Origin of the sequence: Pseudomonas fluorescens HK44 (assembly GCF_000217955.3) — a bacterium.
GTDB classification, from domain to species: Bacteria; Pseudomonadota; Gammaproteobacteria; order Pseudomonadales; family Pseudomonadaceae; genus Aquipseudomonas; species Aquipseudomonas fluorescens_AQ.
Window position 1 is genome coordinate 1 of the sequence record NZ_AFOY02000032.1, and the last position, 15,874, is coordinate 15,874.

The following is a 15,874-nucleotide window of genomic DNA, read 5'->3' on the forward strand; positions in this document are numbered from 1 at the left end:
AAAAGCTGCAGAGCGGCGCAAATCGTGCTGTTGCTGTCATGGAAAGCAGTTGCAGCAAAGCACAAGCTGGTAAGCAGCAGGCTGCCAGTGCAGGCCATATGCTGGAGCAAATCAGTAATGCTGTGGCGACCATTAATGACATGAATGCCATGATTGCTTCTGCAGCTGAGGAGCAAAGCTCTGTCGCGGAGGAGATCAGCCGTAACGTTACCAACGTAAGCCAGATTGCCGAAAAAACTAGCGAAGCCTCACGTCAGAATGTTGCCACCAGTACGCAATTGGCTTCTCTGGCAAGCCAACTTCAGCGTCTGATGCACATGTTCCGTCTTTAGGGAAACTCTTATATGGACGCCTCCCGGAGCTCAATAGGTAGCCATGCTGGCGCGTAGGTAGGAGCAGTCTTATATCCGGCCTGTTGTGCAGGCCGAAAAACCTGCTGGCCCTGATGGAATCCGCTGACGAGGCCCTCATCTGAAAATCGAGCTGAAGGCTGTGCCCGTGGCTCATATTCCCTACCAGGTTTACCCCGTCACGGTCTGACCTATTTCGCCATCACGTGCTTACCGCCTGTGCTCCTTGTGAAGTCTGTTGGTTACTGTTTTCAATGCCCCGTAGGGCATGCCGTAAAGAGTTCGGCCCGATACGTAGAGCCCTTGGCCAACACGGCCCAAAGGGTTCTGGCGAGCTTGTTAGCCACTGCGGCGACCGCCACGTTATAAGGCCGCCTGGTCAACAAGCGTTCAACCCACTCTGACCGGTGTCCTCTATTGAGGATCGAGCGAGCACCATGCATCAACAGCGTTCGCAGATAGGTGTCTCCGCGCTTGCTCAGCCCCAGTTGCCGAACTCTGCCACCGGTGCCCGTTTGTCGAGGAACCAGTCCCAGCCAAGCCGCGAACTGGCGACCAGAATGGAAGGTTGTCGCATCTCCCAGTGAGGCAACAGCGGCTGTAGCGGTCAACAAACCAATTCCGGGAATCTCTGCAATTTTCTGGCAGTCGGAGCTCTCACGCAGGCACTGTTTCAAACGCAGTTCGATTTTTCGAATTTCCTCATCCAACTGGATAATCCGAGTCCACTGATCGCGTAGGCTGTCCAACAACATGGAAGGCACTCGATGCTCAGCATCGGCGAAGGCCTCCGGAACGGCCTTGCTCAGCTGGGTATAACCTTCTGGCAGCACGATTCCGAATTCGTAAAGCAGCCCACGTAAGCCATTGCTCTGCATGATGCGAAATTTCAGCAACTGGGAGCGGATACGGTGTAGCGAGAGGATCGCCTGCTGATCCGCCTGCTTGATTGCCACCAGGCAAGCGCCGGGCTGCTGCACCGCTGTCCAGATGGCTTGAGCGTCAGCCGCATCGGTTTTGTTTCGCAGCACAAAGGGGCGTACTGAACGAGGGGCGAGTAGTCGTACCTCATGCCCCTGCTGTTGAAGCTGACGTGCCCACCAGTGGGCACTGCCACAGGCCTCGATTGCCACCAGGCTGGTCGGATAATTTGCAAAGAACGCCAGCACTTCATCACGGCGCAGCTTGATACGCTCGATCCTCCCAGTGCACTGATCAACGGTGTGCAGCTGGAAAACCTTCTTGGCGATGTCCATGCCAATTACGCTATGTTTCATGGTGGATCCTCCTGCTCAAGTGGTGTTTGTTATCCACTCTCCACTTTGGCACCTAGATGCCGGGGCAGCGAGGATCCTCTATTGATGTAGAGGTGCTGCGGTCGGCCCGCTGCCGGGGGGAGGCGTCCATACCATCTGAAAAGCCCCAGCTTCGCGGAATTGATGCGCTGTAACCCGCTCGGCTGCTGGGCTCTTTTTCCCGAGAAAGGACTTCCTCAGGCCATCCTGAGGAGGGTGTTTTTAACTTTGTGTAAACGGTCATTTGGCAGGAGACTGCCAGCCTCAAGGAGTACCCATGACCGTAGTAAAACGCACCAAGCGAGCGAAGCCCGACCCTGAACTCGTTAAGCTCGCCGACAGCCTGCTGGTCAATTACAAGAAACCGGAAGATTTGATTGGCGAAAACGGCCTGCTCAAGCCAGCTCACCAAGATGCTGGTCGAGCGTGCGCTGGAAGCCGAGATGACCGAGCACCTGGGCATGGCAAGAGTGGATCGATCTTCAACGCCGGCGGTAATGCCCGTAACGGTCACAGCGACAAAACCCTCAAGGGCGATTTCGGCGAACTGCCGCTGGCCATCCCTCGTGACCGCCAGGCGCTGTTCGAGCCGCAGCTGGTGGCCAAGCAGCAAACCCGCTGGACGGGCTTCGACGACAAGATCATCTCGCTGTACGCCCGCGGCCTGAGCGTACGAGAGATCCAGGGGCACCTGGAGGAGATGTACGGCACCGAGGTCTCCCCAACCCTCATCTCGACCGTCACGGACGCGGTAAGCGACGAGGTGAAGCTCTGGCAGGGCCGTCCACTCGATCCGCTGTACCCGATCCTTTATCTGGACTGCATCCACGTCAAAGTGCGCGATGCCGGCGCGGTGCGGACCAAGGCGGTGTACCTGGCTATCGGGGTCAATATGGACGGGCACAAGGAAGTGCTGGGGCTGTGGATCGCCCAAACCGAGGGTGCCAAGTTCTGGTTGCAGGTAGTCACCGAGCTGAAGAACCGTGGCGTGCAGGACATTTTTATCGCCTGCGTGGACGGCCTCAAGGGCTTCCCCGAGGCGATCGAAACGGTCTATCCGAAAGCCTGCGTGCAGTTGTGTATCGTGCACATGGTGCGCAACAGCCTGAACTTCGTGTCCTGGAAAGCGCGCAAGGAAGTGGCCGCCGATCTGAAGCTGGTCTACACCTCGGCGACGGTCGAACTGGCCGAGCAACGGCTGACGGAGTTTGAAGAAAAGTGGGGTGGTCAGTACCAGTCAATCGGCCTGTCCTGGCGGCGTAACTGGGCACGGGTTATCCCGTTCTTCGACCATCCGGCCGAGATCCGCAAGGTGATCTACACCACCAACGCCATCGAATCGATCAACATGAGTTTGCGCAAGGTGATCAAGACCCGGGCCTCGTTCCCAACTGACGAGGCCGTGAGCAAGCTGTTTTATCTGGCGCTGAACAACATCAGCAAGAAGTGGACGATGCCGATACGGGACTGGAAAGCGGCTCTGAATCGCTTCAGTATCCAGTTCGAAGATCGATTGATGCAGGATTAATAGAAATCCCGTTTACACATAATCCGGGACACCCTCATCCTTAGCGTACGTTATTTTCCGGATTCTGCGGGCTCCCCTGCTGGCCAAACTCGCAGGCGTGTCGCATGAGCGCATCGCAGACATGCGCCGGTCGAGAGGCGTCTAGCGGGCAGCAAAAAGGGGCCGAAGCCCCTTTGCTGATTACAGACCGAATGCCCTGCCCTTTTCTTTGGGCTGTTTGGTCGGCAACTGCTGGCCTTGCTGCTGCTTCTGCGCGGCATCCTTCTGTTTGCCGGCCTGGTCGTGGCCTTTGCGCTCGAGCGCGTGCCGCTGGAGCTGCTTGATATCCAGGGCGCCGGCCTTGGCGTTCAAGCGGCTGATCGCGGCCCCCAGCTTCTGCCGGTTATCGGTGAAGATTTCCGCCGCATGCCGTGCGCGGCTGATCGCCACGTAGTACACGTCCTTGGCGGTCGTGCGCGACTGGGTTTCTAGGTTGATGAGCACCTTGTCGCAGGTGAGGCCCTGGGCGCTGTGAACGGTCGAGGCATAGGCCAGGCCGACGAACATAGCCGACGCGGTGTCCAGCTCGACCTGGCGGCCCTTGTCACCTTCGAGCACCACGCGGTCGCTGTGGATCTCCTTCACCACGAATCGGTCGCCGTTGGCCAAGTCCTTTTCGGCGTCGTTTCGGGTGATTTTCACCTGATCGCCAGGGGCCAGCTCTGTTCTTTCGACGCTGTAAACCGAAAGCTTGGTGCAACGAGCTGGGGTGAATTGCAGCGTCTCGCCTTCCGGCCCGCGCACCGTGAGTTTGTTGCCGGGGCCGGTGTCGAGTACCACGTATTGCACGCCCCGTTGCAGCCCGTTCTTGTAATCGACCTCGGGCACGACAATGCTGCCCTTGCCGTAGTATTTGCTGTGTCGGCGCTCGGCCTGGGTCGTGTCCAGGCGATTGAGCAATGGATACTCCGCGCCCTGCCCTTTCAGGCCCAGCGCCTCCCGCACGCCTTCGTTGATCTCGATCCGACTGGCGTTGGTACCGGTGATAATCAGAGCCTGGTCACGCTCGGCCTTTGGCATCGAGGCGTATGCGTCGACAATCGCCTGGTAGCGTGCCCCGTCCTCCTTGATCTCGTGTATCTCGTTCACCAGCGGCAGCGATTGCTTGGCCTTGCCCTCGGCGGCTAGCTTCACCGCCTCCAGCAATTGCGGGTCTTTCTGCCGCTGAATGTCGGTGAGCCTTGACGTTTCCATACCGGCTTTCATCAACTGCTCGAATGGCTTGCCGGCCTCGATGGCTTTGGTTTGTGACACGTCGCCCAGGAAGACAACGCGGGCGCCGGCAGCCTCGATGGTTTTCATGGCTTCGTGCATCTGCCGCGCAGGAATCACGCCGGCCTCGTCGATGAACACGACGGTGTTGCTGTCGATCTTCTTGTCGCGGGCCTTGAGGAACGATTGCAGCGTGCGTGCTTCCAGGCCCTCGGCCTGGAGCGCTTTCACCTGGCTACCATAGGGCGCCAGGCTGGTGACACGGTATCCGTTCGCTTCCAGCAGATCCTTGGCCGCAACAGTCATGTAGCTTTTGCCGACGCCGGCAAAGCCCTGGACGCCGATGAACTGGTTTTGTGTGCGAGCGATCCGCATCACCGAGGCCTGCTGTTCTGCCTTCAAGCCCCGATCGGCAAGGAAGGCTTCGGCGGCTTCCTTGGAGATCCGCGGCTCAACCGTACCGCGCCCCATTCGCTCGATTTGCAGCACCTCGCGCTCGCGCTTCTGCGCGATGTGCGTGGTGAAACGGTTTTCACCCTGGCGCAGCCGTCCCGTGCGGATACCCTCATCAACGAGCCTGGCGGCCTCTGAGCGCGATTTGCCGGCGCGGACAAGGTTTGCCACCCATTCCTTGCGGCTGAGCTGTGGCGCCTCCTGGCGGGCCTTCTCGGCGGCCTTCCCCTTCTTTCCATCGGCTGGGTTCTGTGAGGCGTACAGCGGTTCCTCGCGGATCAGATGGCCAGATGCGGCTCGCCGCTCGATGCCGGCGCGCACGTCGTCAATGGTGAGGGCGCCGTACCCGTGGCGCAGCGCGGTATCCATCAGCTCCTTCTGACCGATCACCGCTTGGCGTTCGGTCAGACTCTTGATCGCGAATTCGATCACCTGGTCGGCACGGTATTCCAGGGGCTTCTCGATCTGTGGAGTGGCTGCGCTGTTTCGCTCCCTGCCGCCCTGGGCATCGGCGCCGACGCCGGCCCACTCGCGGCTGTGGTAGTCGATACCCAAGGCCCTCGACCGCTCAAGCCACACCTGGCGCAGCTCTTCGCGGTCGATTCCACCCTGCTTTTTGTCGCGGGTGGCCAGCGCGGCCTGGTTCTTTTCGGCATACGAAGCCGTGCTGCGGTCCAAGCCTTTCGCCGCTAACGCGGCCTCGATCTGCTGGCTGCGCGAACTGAACTCGCGGATCTGCTCGTCAGAGAAATGCGCCAGGTCAAATGTACCGTTGCGCTCATAGCGCAACTGGAAACCGGCCTTTTCCAGTTCGCGGGCCAGCTCCGCCTTGTAGACGTTGCCCAGGAACATGGACGAATTGAACACGCCGTCGTTTTTCAGCGCCCGCCATTCGCCGTCGCTACGCTGGGTCATATTCAGCACGAACGCATGGGTATGCAGGTCGGGGTCCAGGGCACGTGACGTTTCGTGTCGGAACTTGGCCACCACCAAATTGTTGGTGTTCTCGGTGCCGGTCTTCTTGTTGACCGTTATCCGGGCCTGGGACAGCCGTTCGGCTTCGCGAATGGCCGCTGCCACGGCCTTGTCGTGAGCTTCGATAATACTGGCGTCCCCGTGGACCAAGGCCTGGAGCGACACGCCTTTGGGCGCCGAAAAGGTGAGGTCGTACCCCAGCCTTTCCTTGCTGACCACTTTGCCGTCCGCTTCTTTGACGGTCCGCATGAGCTTCGTGCTGTCGCTAATGCGGCCATCCAATAGCTCACGGAACCGGGCCTGCTCTACCTCCCCGGACAGGCCCAATGCCTCTGCGCCGGCACCTTGCCATTGCATGGCGCCGCCGTCCTTTGCGTAGTAGTCATCCGCACCGTCCGCGTAGTACGACACGACTTTGCCCAGTGACTGCCGAGAAATGGTCGTGATATCCAGCATTTAGATGATCTCAAGGTTTGGGACGATGCCCGGTACCGGGTTCGTGCGAGTGAAGTTGATCGGCTCGATGGCCACCCGTGCAATCGGGATGCTACCGGGGAACGAAAGGAAGCCTTCGAGGTTGTTCAAGGCCATGATTTCCGACGACATTACGATGCGCTCGGGTTTCACATCCTCGTTCTCACTGCGAGTGCCCCAGTCACCCCAGCGCGAGCTGCGGCCTTCCTTTGTGCGCAGCACTTCATGCTCGCTCAAGGCTTTGGACATGCGTTCGGCGGTGGCCGTACCCATGCGGCCAACGGCCAGGGCGACCATCGTCCGGTGGTTGGCCAGCATGGTTTCGGCCAGTTTCTCGCCATACACGGATTCGAGCTGGGTGTAGGACTGGTAGCCCGATACCACGCAACCGCCCTTCTTCCGGCCCCGAGTCAACATGTCGCCCAAGGTGGGCAGCCGTTGCAGCGACTCCAGCTCGTCGAGGTAGGTCCAGATGCGGCGTTTGGGGTTGGATTTCATCCCAAGGATGCTGGTGAAAATGGTATCAACCCAGCAACTAATCAATGGGCGCAGCGCTTCGCGCATGTTCTCGTCCCAGGTGATAAACAAGTTGCCGCCGTTAGGATCTTCGCACCACTGACGCAGCGAGAAGTTGCCTGGTGGCATATCAAAATGCGCAGGTAGTTTATTACTGAGGACAAAACGAACGCTGCCTGTAGCGCGTTCGTTTTCAGTGAACAACGATACGGCACGGGTGCCTTTTACGAATCCCTGGAGCGCTTCCGAACTGCACTCGTTAGTCCATCTGAATACATTCCTCATGCCAGGATTGCGCGTGGTGTTGTACAGCTTTTTGGCCACTTCTGCGAACAGCAGGCGACCATACTGGTTCCACTCTTCCGAGTCGTTACTGTCTGATACTTGAATAATGGATTTTGCGTAGCGCTCGAAGTCGTAGTGACTACGGATCTCGTTATAGAAGTTCCAACCTTCGGTTCTGGCGTCATAGGGATTCAAGATTTTATCCCCCTTGCGATAGAAGGTGGATAGGAATTCCCCATCGGGATCAAGGATTACCATTCGATCTTTCCGCTGCATGCAGCCGTACATCATTTCGCGGAAAATCGTACTCTTACCCGTACCTGTAGCACCGCCCACTGAAAAGTGCGTCGCCTCGGCGGCAATAGGAACAGGCACCCCGGCAATAGTTATTTGTTCCTCTTTCTCCTTTGTCAGTCGTTTAAGCTCACGCTGGGAAACAAGTTGGCTACCACGGAAATACTTATCAAAGTGAGCGCCGGCAAAAGTCGTCTTGCTCAACTTCACGATAAGCACGCACAACGCAATCGCGAGTATCAGTCCACCAACTAAAGCAACCGCAAGCGGCCACAAGGCGAACGTGTTTTTCGCCAGGTAAAACACCCTGTCGCGGGCACCTTGCTTTTCAATCCCATACAGCAGCTTTGCGGTAAAGAACCATGCGAACAGTGGCACCAGCACCAGTACGGCGAGGCAGATTTGAGATCGTTGGCGTTCGTTCATCAGCTATCCCTCTTTGATGAATCCCATACGTCGAAGCCCAGGCGCTCGACCTCGGCCTGGGCTTCCCTCTTAGCATCCGGTTTGGACGCGGTGCGCAGGAGCAACAGCAGCTCGATCAAGATGGCCATCGACTGACGGTCGATCCCAGCGGTCGGTTGGCCGTCACTGCCAGGCCGTTGATCGAGGCGCTGGAGGATCATTTCTAGCGTGTCCTCCTGCTCCATCTGCCGGAAAAGCTGCCGGCGTACATACTCCGAAATGTCGCCTTGGGACCGCTCTTCCAGCTCGATTTTCTGTGTTTCGGTGCATCGAAAGCTCACTGTGGGCACGGATGGCCTCCTTGTCTGACGTGTGTAAGACACAAAATACAGCAAAATCAGGGCCTGCGCCTACTTTTGTCTTACGCAGGTATTACGCTTTTTCGCAAGTCGTTGAAAATGCTTTATTTTTCAACGACTTAGCGATGCGAAGCATTGCGTATGGTGTATAGCTCGTTAAGGGAAAATACCGCTCTGCTTTTAAGGGAAAAAATAGTCGTCTGCACCCCTCGGAGGCCGCAAAAAAGCGTCCTCCTGATCCCTCACGCGCAGCGTGAGGGGCTTTCGCCGCCCAGGGGTGCCACTGAGTACGCTTTGAAGACAACCGAGAGACGACGTGAAGACAACGAAGAGACAAAAAAGGTACTTGCCAGACCAAAAAGGGACGGCTAGAGTACGGATCAGAGACAAAGAGGGGACAAAAGTGCCCGAGGTCGATAACGAGGGGTAAGCGATGCCACTGTCGCGACTAAAACCACGGAGCGATTCGGCCCTGGTGCGGAACATGCTCGGCGAGATCGAGGCCGCACTAACAGCCGGAGCCTCACGGGAGGATGTATGGGAAACGCTCAAAAATGAGCACGGGATGACCATCGGGTTTAACGGGTTTTGCAAGGCGCTGATGCGAGCGAGGGCCGCCAGGCAGGAGCGAGCTGGACCACCAGCGGCGACCACTCCACCACTCCCCCGTCTGGAAAGCGGTGGCCAGGGGAATGACGTGGATTGCGCAATCCAGAAAGCAGAATCCACGCCACCCGAGGCGGGCGCACCCTTAAAGGGCCGCATCGTCACCAGTAGCGATTTTGAGAAAGTCCATACCATGGACTTCTCGGATCTTGATGATAAATATACGGGCAAAAGGAAATAGCGTATGAAACGAGCGATCTTGAACTACAGCGGTAGCATCGGCAAAACCACTATCGCAGCGCACCTGCTCTACCCTCGCATGCCAAGTTCGGTATTCTTTGCCATCGAGTCGATTAACCAGTCTGCTTTGGACCTGGGCATTGCTGAGGTCAAGACCATGCGTGGTCGCGAAGTTGGCGACCTGATCGAAGAGCTGGTACTTGAGGACGTGGCGATTATTGACATTGGCGCGTCGAATATCGAGTCCTTCTTTGAAGCCGGTTCGCGCTACCATGGTTTCATAGATGAAATCGAACAATTCATTGTTCCGGTAACGCCAGAGCAAAAAGCGTGGCAAGAGAGTTTGAAAACTGTAGAAGCGCTGGCGACGATGGGCGTTACGGCTGATCGCATTATTCTGCTGCCGAACCGCATTCAAGATAATCCCGAAACTGAGATCCCGTCGATCTACAACTATGTGAAGAAAACCAAAAAGGCCACTATCAAGCCAGGCGCGTTCCTGTTCGATAGTGATGTATATGGCTATCTCGCTGCTAATAAAATGTCATTCGATCAGTTGATTGGCGATGACACCGACTACAAGGCGCTGGCACGGGCCGAAGCGGATGAGGTCCAGCGCAGCAAGTATGTAAGCCTCTATCGCTGGACAAGTTATGCAAAGCCTATTCGTCAAAACTTGGACGAATGCTACGCCGCTCTGACGGCATAAGCGACCGGAGTACCAGTAATGGATTCTAGGAAACCGAGAGAAGAAGTATTAATTGAGTGGTTCCTGGGCGACTCTAGAGAGATTGTGGTCGATCTCCAAAGCGCGGTTGCGGCGGCCCGCGAGGTCCACCAGTCGATGCAGGAGGCCGGCGCAAGCCTGGCCTCCACGGTCGAGGATGCGCGTGCCGAGCTGGTGACGGCTCACCGGGAGCTGACCGCCGCGATTCGAGAAACCGAGGCGCGGCAGGACAAGGCCCTGGAGAAGCTGGACCGCCAGGCCAAAAGCCTGTTGGCAGCGACCCAGCGCCGGACGGTGTGGGTGGCGGCGGTCTGCGCCGGCATTGCCGGCCTGGCCGGAGGCCTGGGCGGTGCCCTGCTCTTCTACCGTCTGGTTGCCGGCTAGCGCCGGGTTGTGACACACACTGAGGCCGCCGCAAGGCGGCCTCGCCGTTTGTGGGAGTCGCCGCAGGCGCTCCCGTGCGGCAAGCGGAGCGCGCAGCGCCTGGGAACCGGGCGCGGAGGCGAGAGGGATGGAAGCCCGAAGGGGCGAGACGCGGCGCAGCCGTGGCTCGATGCGCAGCACGACAGCCCGCGCCGAAGGCCTCGCCCTGGATTGCGCAATCCACTTCTATTAAACTGGATTGCACAATCCACAAGACAGGATCGTCACCATGTCGCTACTGCCGACTCATGAGGTCTATGCCGAGCTGCAACTGGCGTATGAACACTTCAACGTCCAGCTGTTCGACGGCCAGCTACCGGACTGCCTTATCACCCTCCAGCGTGAACGCCGAACCTACGGCTACTTCTCGCGCAAGCGTTTCGCCCGTCGTAGCGGTGAAATGACCGATGAAATCGCCATGAACCCCGGCTACTTCGCGATTCGCTCATTGCGCAAAACGCTGTCGGTGCTGGCCCATGAAATGGTGCACCTGTGGCAGTTCCACTTTGGCGCGCCTGGCCGGCGTGGCTACCACAACAAGGAATGGGCCGCACGCATGGAAGCCCTGGGCCTGATGCCCAGCAATACCGGCGCACCTGGTGGCAAGCGCCTGGGCGAACAGATGGATCACTACATCATCCCAGGCGGGCGCTTTGACGTGAGCTGTGCGGAGCTGCTGACGCGGGACTTCTCCCTGTCGTGGTACGACCGATTTCCCCCGGAACGACCGCAAATTGACCCGCCGACCGGCTCGAATGGGCGCGGGTTTGTCGATGACGTAGACGGTGAGGACGAAGGCCAGGGGCAAAGCGTGGATCAGGGCGGCGATGACCTGGGGCCGCTGGGTGAGTTGGTCGAGCTGCCGCCCGAGGTGCCGCCGAACCGGTCAAACCGGGTCAAGTACCGGTGCCCGAAGTGCGCAACGCAGGTATGGGGCAAGCCTGAGCTGGCGATTCTCTGCGGTGGTGAACACTGCGGCGGGTCGCCATTCCAGCCGGTCGCACGATGACAAAGGCCCGCGTAAGCGGGCCTTTTGGATTGCGCAATCCACATTTTCAACGGTGGCCAGGTCCTGCGCCTTGGCCTCGATCCCCAGCTTCCCAGCAGGCGGCGGCCTTGCGCAGCAAGCCGGCGCTATCGCGGTGCGCCAGTTCGCCCGGTTTGGTGATGAACGTTGCGGCGGCCTCGTAGAACTCTGCGGCCACTTCCCAATCGTGTTGCAGCTCGGCCTTGCGCGCAGCGGCGGCAAGCGCCTGGCACGTCCTGGCGGCCTTGGTCGGCGTGGTCTGGTGTCCGTACATATCCTGTTCTCCAGCGGGGAGCGCCGGGGCGAAGCCGCGGCGCTCGGTTGGGTAGTGGGGTTAGGCCCGTTTAACAGCCCGTGCGAGGGTCAGAAGGTCGGCGGCCTCCATTAACTGGCCGCGCTCGGCCAGTTGCTGCATGGACGGCACCGGGCGAGCTGGGGCCGCTGCGCGGCGCGCAGAAGCGGCCAGGCGGGCCAGGAAGACACGGAACGAGGGAAGGGCTTGAGTAGCCATAGGTAACTCCTTTTTTCGCAGAGGAAGGCCCGGAGCGGTTGCCGCCGCTGGTATCCGGGCCGGGGTTGGTTTACTTGGTCAGGCGCTCGCTGCGCACAAAGCCTTCGCACATGTCACGGAAGATCGTGGCGTGCATTTCCAGCGGGAACTCCGCGATCACCTCGCGGCGACCGATGCCGCCACGCTGGGCAACGATCATGTACATGGTGACGTTGGATGGGGTCTGGTTCGGGCGAGCCTGATGGGACACTTCAACGGTGAAGCCGCTGAACTCGCGCAGGGCCTCGGCTTCGCTGAAATACAGGATGTGGGTTTCGATAGTCATGGGTTGAATCTCCTTTCGCAGATTGCCCCGGAGCGGTTGCCGCCGCTGGTGTCCGGGGTGTCGAGGCGGTATTGCTTCGACGTGGTTAGTATCTCAAATCGTGGCGCTGTCGTCAACTGTTGGTCAAACAATCTTTGACGAATAATTGACTTGACGCGGCACGCTTTTCGGAGCTGCTTAGATGCCGAGGTGGGAGCGGGAGGTAAACATAAAGCGCGCCCGCGAAGCGGGTGCTGCCCCGCTTTTGCCCTGGAGCGTGAGTCTCCCCCGGTGGATCTGCTCGTCAGCCTTCGGTTGGTCGCGGTAAGCCCCGACTACCCGGAGCTGGGCCGCCGTCATGGGGACCGTGGAATAGCGGAGCGACCGGAGGGAGTGAGCATATGCCGCGAAAGCCCCTTGACGGCATAGGCCCAGCGGAGGGTAGGCGAATAGGGCTGATAGCGGCCAGCCGGAGGGTGATGAGCACACCCAGGACGCGCAGGGGCGGCAAGGTGGCCAGCAGGCCGCCGCGCAGGCCGACAGGCCGGAGGGCAAGCGGAGCGCGCAGCGCCTGGCGGGCCAGGTGCGCAGGCGAGAGGGATTGAAGCCCGAAGGGGCGAGACACGGCGCAGCTGTGGCTCGATGCGTAGCACGAAAGCCCGGGCCGCAGGCCTCGCACTAGATTTTCTCGCTGGCCAGGTGGTGGAAGTACCAGGCCAATTCGGGACGGCCCCCGCCCATTTGTTGCTTGATCGCAGTCACCAGATCCTCGCGGACTTGGCCGGTCGCTGTTTCCAGGCGCTGGCGGATCTCTGCAACCTCGGCGCTGGCGACCCATTCAAGGCAGGCCAGGTAATCGAGCACGCCCTTTTCCTCTGTTGGTGTAAGCATCTGCAAATCCCTCAGCAGTCAAACTGTCCGTGACAGAAAGGCGCCATCTAGGCCTTTTTCTGTCGGTTAGGTGTCTTCTTTGTGGTCCCTGGTTGGGCCTCCTTTGGCTGCTCATGTTTGGCGGCCATCTGCTTGACCTGCTCGGCTTCCTCGGGGGTGAGCCAGACCATGACGGGCACAAGGCCGACGGTCTGGCGTTCCAGCACGGCGGTTACGCGCTTGATTGCAGCGTGTACAAGCTGCCGCGACTGGCCGATGTTGTTGGCCACCTCGATAGGTTCCTTGCCCTCCACCAGCACCGCCCTGGCAATGTCCAGGGTCTTGGTGGACATGCCCCGGAGCGCAGGCAGGGAAGCGGTCCATTGTTCGGCGGTGTATTTCGGCTGGGTGGGCTGCATTCGCGGTTCCTTACTGTTGGCTGAATGCCCTGCTACCGGCAGGGCTACGGGTCAAGCGTGCTACTGGTTCATTTGCTCGATGAAGCCCCGCGCATGCGCTTCCAGGCGGCGGGCATCTGTGGAACCGGCATGGAGCCGGTGCCGTTTGACGCCCTGGGCGGTGGCTTTCCAGATGACGTAAAACGTCCCCTCGTTGTTGCGCTCGATACTAATGGCAACGCCCTGGTCACTGGTACCAACCTTGGCGGCGACTGCCGCCACGGTTTCGCTTTCCAGTGTCTGGCGGTCCCATATCAGCAGGGGCACAAACTGCGGGTCGTTGATCGCGTCGGCTGTCTCCAGGCCGCCCGCATCGCACAACCACGCTTCGTCGTCATCGTCCCAGGCTTCGGCGGTGATCGGAAACATCCACGCCAGAAGTGGCCGACCGTCCTGCACCTGGCAGGCGTAAAGCTGGTCAGAGTCGAGCAGAAACGCCACGCAATCCCCAGGGATGAGCAGGCCATGCCCAGGGTTGGCCTTGAGTAACGATCGGTAGGCTTCCAACGTGCGTTCGTAAGTCATGGTCGGTTCCTCGATCTTAGGCCTTGGCCACGGCCAGGGAGTGGGTAGCGATGCGGCGCATGATGAGCAGGTGGGGCAGGGTGGCCAGGCCCGTCAAGGTCCAGTAGCGCCCGCCCCACTGGGCAAAAATGGTCGTCATGTTGCCGTGGTCCAGGTCGGCCAGCTTGAACGACGCGCCCAGCTCGTCGGCGTGGTAGTCGATGACGGGGCGCTGCGAAAGGTTGAACTCGAAACGGGCGGCGGTCGTGCGTGCCGGTGGCGTGCCATAGGCGCGTTCTTGATCGATCAAAAACGCCTCTTCGTCGCCCAGGATGGCGCCGGGGTAACGCACGCGCAGCTCGGGCAGCATCAGCCCGGAATGCTGGGCCATCCACATGTTTGGCCCGATCTGGCGGGCATAGTCGATGATCGCGGTATGGCCAGGGACATAGAAGACTTTGCACATGGTTCGATCCTCCAAGGGCGGGGGAAAGCCGGGCGTTTAACGCCCGGCTCGCCAGTTACGCGGCGGCTTGACCGCTGCGCAGGGCCTGGGCCAGTACCCACAAGGCGCGATTGAGTTTCACGTCTTGGTCAATGCCGTTAACGGCGCGGGTAGTTGTCCGGCGTCCTTGCTTGTTGCGGCCACGCAAGCCGCCCTTGATGGTGTTTTCCTGCACGCGGTTGAACGTGGTCCAGAGATCGCTTGCGCGGTCTTCGGCACGGCGCGGCATCAGCAGTTGCGACGGCGTGACCGGGGCAGGGCCTTCGGATGGGTCGTAGCGGTAGGCCAGGGCCGCCATGGCGAACGCTTCTTGCTCTTCCTGGCGCAAGTGGTAGTGCTGCATGTCGTCAAGGTTGGCGTCGATCTGCTCGAACTGGCCCAGCACCTCATAGGCACCTTCGATAACGTCGTTAACAACGTCAATGCGGCCGCTGTGGCGCACTTTCTGATCCATCGCCATGTCGCCCAGGACCAGCCCGTTAGCGCACACGAAACGGAACTTGCCGGCCATCATCTGGTAGCTGCTGCTGCCGTCGTGGCTGTTCAGCAGAATGATTTCGTTCGCTTCCTTGCTCATGATGTTGCTGGCATGGCGCAGGCGAATCATGTGCTTGGTGTGCTCGCGTTTGTCGGTGTTGCGGACGCGGGTCTGGCACGCCATGAACGGCTGAAAACCTTCTGTGCGCAGCGCATCGAGCACCTTGACGGTTGGAATGTACAGGTAACGTTCCGAACGGCTGTCGTGCGCTTCCTCGGCAAAGATCGAGGGCGCCACGCGGGCAATCTCGTCATTGGTCAGAGGGGCATCGCTGCGGATCATGCACGGATTACGGAAGTTGCTGGAAAGACGCATTTTTGTATCTCCTTCGCAGATTCCCCGGAGCGGTTGCTGCCGCTGGTGTCCGGGGTGTCGAGGCGGTATTGCTTCGACGTGGTTAGTATCTCAAATCGGGGCGCTGTCGTCAACTGTTGGTCAAACAATCTTTGACTAATAATTGACTTGACGCGGCGCGCTTTTCGGAGCTGCTTAGATGCCGAGGTGGGAGCGGGAGGTAAACATAAAGCGCGCCCGCGAAGCGGGTGCAGCCCCGCTTTTGCCCTGGAGCGTGAATCTCCCCCGGTGGATCTGCTCGTCAGCCTTCGGTTGGTCGCGGTAAGCCCCGACTACCCGGAGCTGGGCCGCCGTCATGGGGACCGTGGAATAGCGGAGCGACCGAAGGGAGTGAGCATATGCCGCGAAAGCCCCTTGACGGCATAGGCCCAGCGGAGGGTAGGCGATTAGGGCTGATAGCGGCCAGCCGGAGGGTGATGAGCACACCCAGGACGCGCAGGGGCGGCAAGGTGGCCAGCAGGCCGCCGCGCAGGCCGGCAGGCCGGAGGGCAAGCGGAGCGCGCAGCGCCTGGCGGGCCAGGTGCGCAGGCGAGAGGGATTGAAGCCCGAAGGGGCGAGACGCGGCGTAGCTGTGGCTCGATGCGTAGCACGAAAGCCCGGGCCGCAGGCCTCGCGCTATGCC

General features: G+C 59.8%; 17 protein-coding genes and 1 pseudogene. 6 read left to right on the forward strand and 12 right to left on the reverse strand.

Annotated features, from left to right (window positions below; all coding sequences use genetic code 11):
- A partial coding sequence (locus HK44_RS29120) for a methyl-accepting chemotaxis protein (protein WP_031319799.1) occupies positions 1-332 on the forward strand: 332 nt, incomplete at its 5' end.
- Between the two features lie 269 nt (positions 333-601).
- Here the strand turns inward: HK44_RS29120 and HK44_RS29125 are convergent.
- Positions 602-1,627, reverse strand: a complete 1,026-nt coding sequence (locus HK44_RS29125) for an IS110-like element IS1383 family transposase (RefSeq protein WP_019692570.1) — start codon at positions 1,625-1,627, stop codon at positions 602-604.
- Between the two features lie 295 nt (positions 1,628-1,922).
- Here HK44_RS29125 and HK44_RS29130 point away from each other — a divergent pair.
- Positions 1,923-3,173, forward strand: a pseudogene (locus HK44_RS29130) (IS256 family transposase).
- A gap of 180 nt (positions 3,174-3,353) precedes the next feature.
- On the opposite strand, the gene mobF reads toward HK44_RS29130, so the two are convergent.
- From mobF to HK44_RS29145, 3 genes are read right to left on the reverse strand one after another with little or no spacing between them, the layout of a single operon-like run.
- Positions 3,354-6,308 carry a MobF family relaxase gene (gene mobF / locus HK44_RS29135; protein ID WP_019692571.1) on the reverse strand — a complete coding sequence of 985 codons (2,955 nt, stop codon included), beginning with the start codon at positions 6,306-6,308 and terminating at the stop codon, positions 3,354-3,356.
- On the reverse strand, positions 6,309-7,847 hold the full coding sequence (locus HK44_RS29140) for a type IV secretion system DNA-binding domain-containing protein (RefSeq protein ID WP_019692572.1): 1,539 nt from the start codon (positions 7,845-7,847) through the stop codon (positions 6,309-6,311).
- A complete protein-coding gene (locus HK44_RS29145; RefSeq protein WP_019692573.1) occupies positions 7,847-8,176 on the reverse strand; it encodes a hypothetical protein in 330 nt (109 codons plus the stop codon). The genes HK44_RS29140 and HK44_RS29145 overlap by 1 nt, the downstream gene beginning before the upstream one ends.
- A gap of 493 nt (positions 8,177-8,669) precedes the next feature.
- Here HK44_RS29145 and HK44_RS29150 point away from each other — a divergent pair, with 493 nt between their 5' ends.
- The 4 genes from HK44_RS29150 to HK44_RS29165 all read left to right on the forward strand — a co-directional run bounded on the left by HK44_RS29150 (position 8,670) and on the right by HK44_RS29165 (position 11,190).
- Complete coding sequence (locus tag HK44_RS29150) at positions 8,670-9,032, forward strand: hypothetical protein (RefSeq protein ID WP_020723543.1); 363 nt, start codon at positions 8,670-8,672, stop codon at positions 9,030-9,032.
- A gap of 3 nt (positions 9,033-9,035) precedes the next feature.
- Positions 9,036-9,740: a StbB family protein gene (gene stbB, locus HK44_RS29155; RefSeq protein WP_019692575.1), complete on the forward strand. Its 705-nt coding sequence runs from the start codon at positions 9,036-9,038 to the stop codon at positions 9,738-9,740.
- A gap of 18 nt (positions 9,741-9,758) precedes the next feature.
- On the forward strand, positions 9,759-10,142 hold the full coding sequence (gene stbC / locus HK44_RS29160) for a plasmid stabilization protein StbC (protein WP_232881935.1): 384 nt from the start codon (positions 9,759-9,761) through the stop codon (positions 10,140-10,142).
- Between the two features lie 268 nt (positions 10,143-10,410).
- Positions 10,411-11,190 carry a SprT-like domain-containing protein gene (locus tag HK44_RS29165; RefSeq protein WP_019692577.1) on the forward strand — a complete coding sequence of 260 codons (780 nt, stop codon included), beginning with the start codon at positions 10,411-10,413 and terminating at the stop codon, positions 11,188-11,190.
- A gap of 46 nt (positions 11,191-11,236) precedes the next feature.
- On the opposite strand, the gene HK44_RS29170 is transcribed toward HK44_RS29165, so the two are convergent.
- From HK44_RS29170 to HK44_RS29205, 8 genes are all read right to left on the reverse strand, one after another.
- Complete coding sequence (locus tag HK44_RS29170; protein WP_015272406.1) at positions 11,237-11,482, reverse strand: hypothetical protein; 246 nt, start codon at positions 11,480-11,482, stop codon at positions 11,237-11,239.
- A 60-nt stretch (positions 11,483-11,542) separates the two neighbouring features.
- Complete coding sequence (locus HK44_RS29175) at positions 11,543-11,719, reverse strand: hypothetical protein (RefSeq protein WP_019692578.1); 177 nt, start codon at positions 11,717-11,719, stop codon at positions 11,543-11,545.
- 70 nt (positions 11,720-11,789) lie between these two features.
- On the reverse strand, positions 11,790-12,044 hold the full coding sequence (locus HK44_RS29180; protein WP_015272405.1) for a hypothetical protein: 255 nt from the start codon (positions 12,042-12,044) through the stop codon (positions 11,790-11,792).
- Positions 12,045-12,701: 657 nt separating this feature from the next.
- Positions 12,702-12,914, reverse strand: coding sequence for a hypothetical protein (locus tag HK44_RS29185; protein ID WP_153334493.1), 213 nt, complete (start codon positions 12,912-12,914; stop codon positions 12,702-12,704).
- Positions 12,915-12,961: 47 nt separating this feature from the next.
- The gene (locus HK44_RS29190; protein ID WP_015272403.1) at positions 12,962-13,312 is read right to left on the reverse strand and encodes a TrfB-related DNA-binding protein; all 351 of its coding nucleotides are present in this window, start codon (positions 13,310-13,312) and stop codon (positions 12,962-12,964) included.
- Between the two features lie 60 nt (positions 13,313-13,372).
- The gene (locus HK44_RS29195; RefSeq protein ID WP_015272402.1) at positions 13,373-13,876 is read right to left on the reverse strand and encodes a hypothetical protein; all 504 of its coding nucleotides are present in this window, start codon (positions 13,874-13,876) and stop codon (positions 13,373-13,375) included.
- Between the two features lie 16 nt (positions 13,877-13,892).
- The gene (locus HK44_RS29200; RefSeq protein ID WP_015272401.1) at positions 13,893-14,321 is read right to left on the reverse strand and encodes a hypothetical protein; all 429 of its coding nucleotides are present in this window, start codon (positions 14,319-14,321) and stop codon (positions 13,893-13,895) included.
- A 55-nt stretch (positions 14,322-14,376) separates the two neighbouring features.
- The gene (locus HK44_RS29205) at positions 14,377-15,213 is read right to left on the reverse strand and encodes a DUF932 domain-containing protein (RefSeq protein WP_015272400.1); all 837 of its coding nucleotides are present in this window, start codon (positions 15,211-15,213) and stop codon (positions 14,377-14,379) included.
- Between the last annotated feature and the right edge of the window lie 661 nt (positions 15,214-15,874).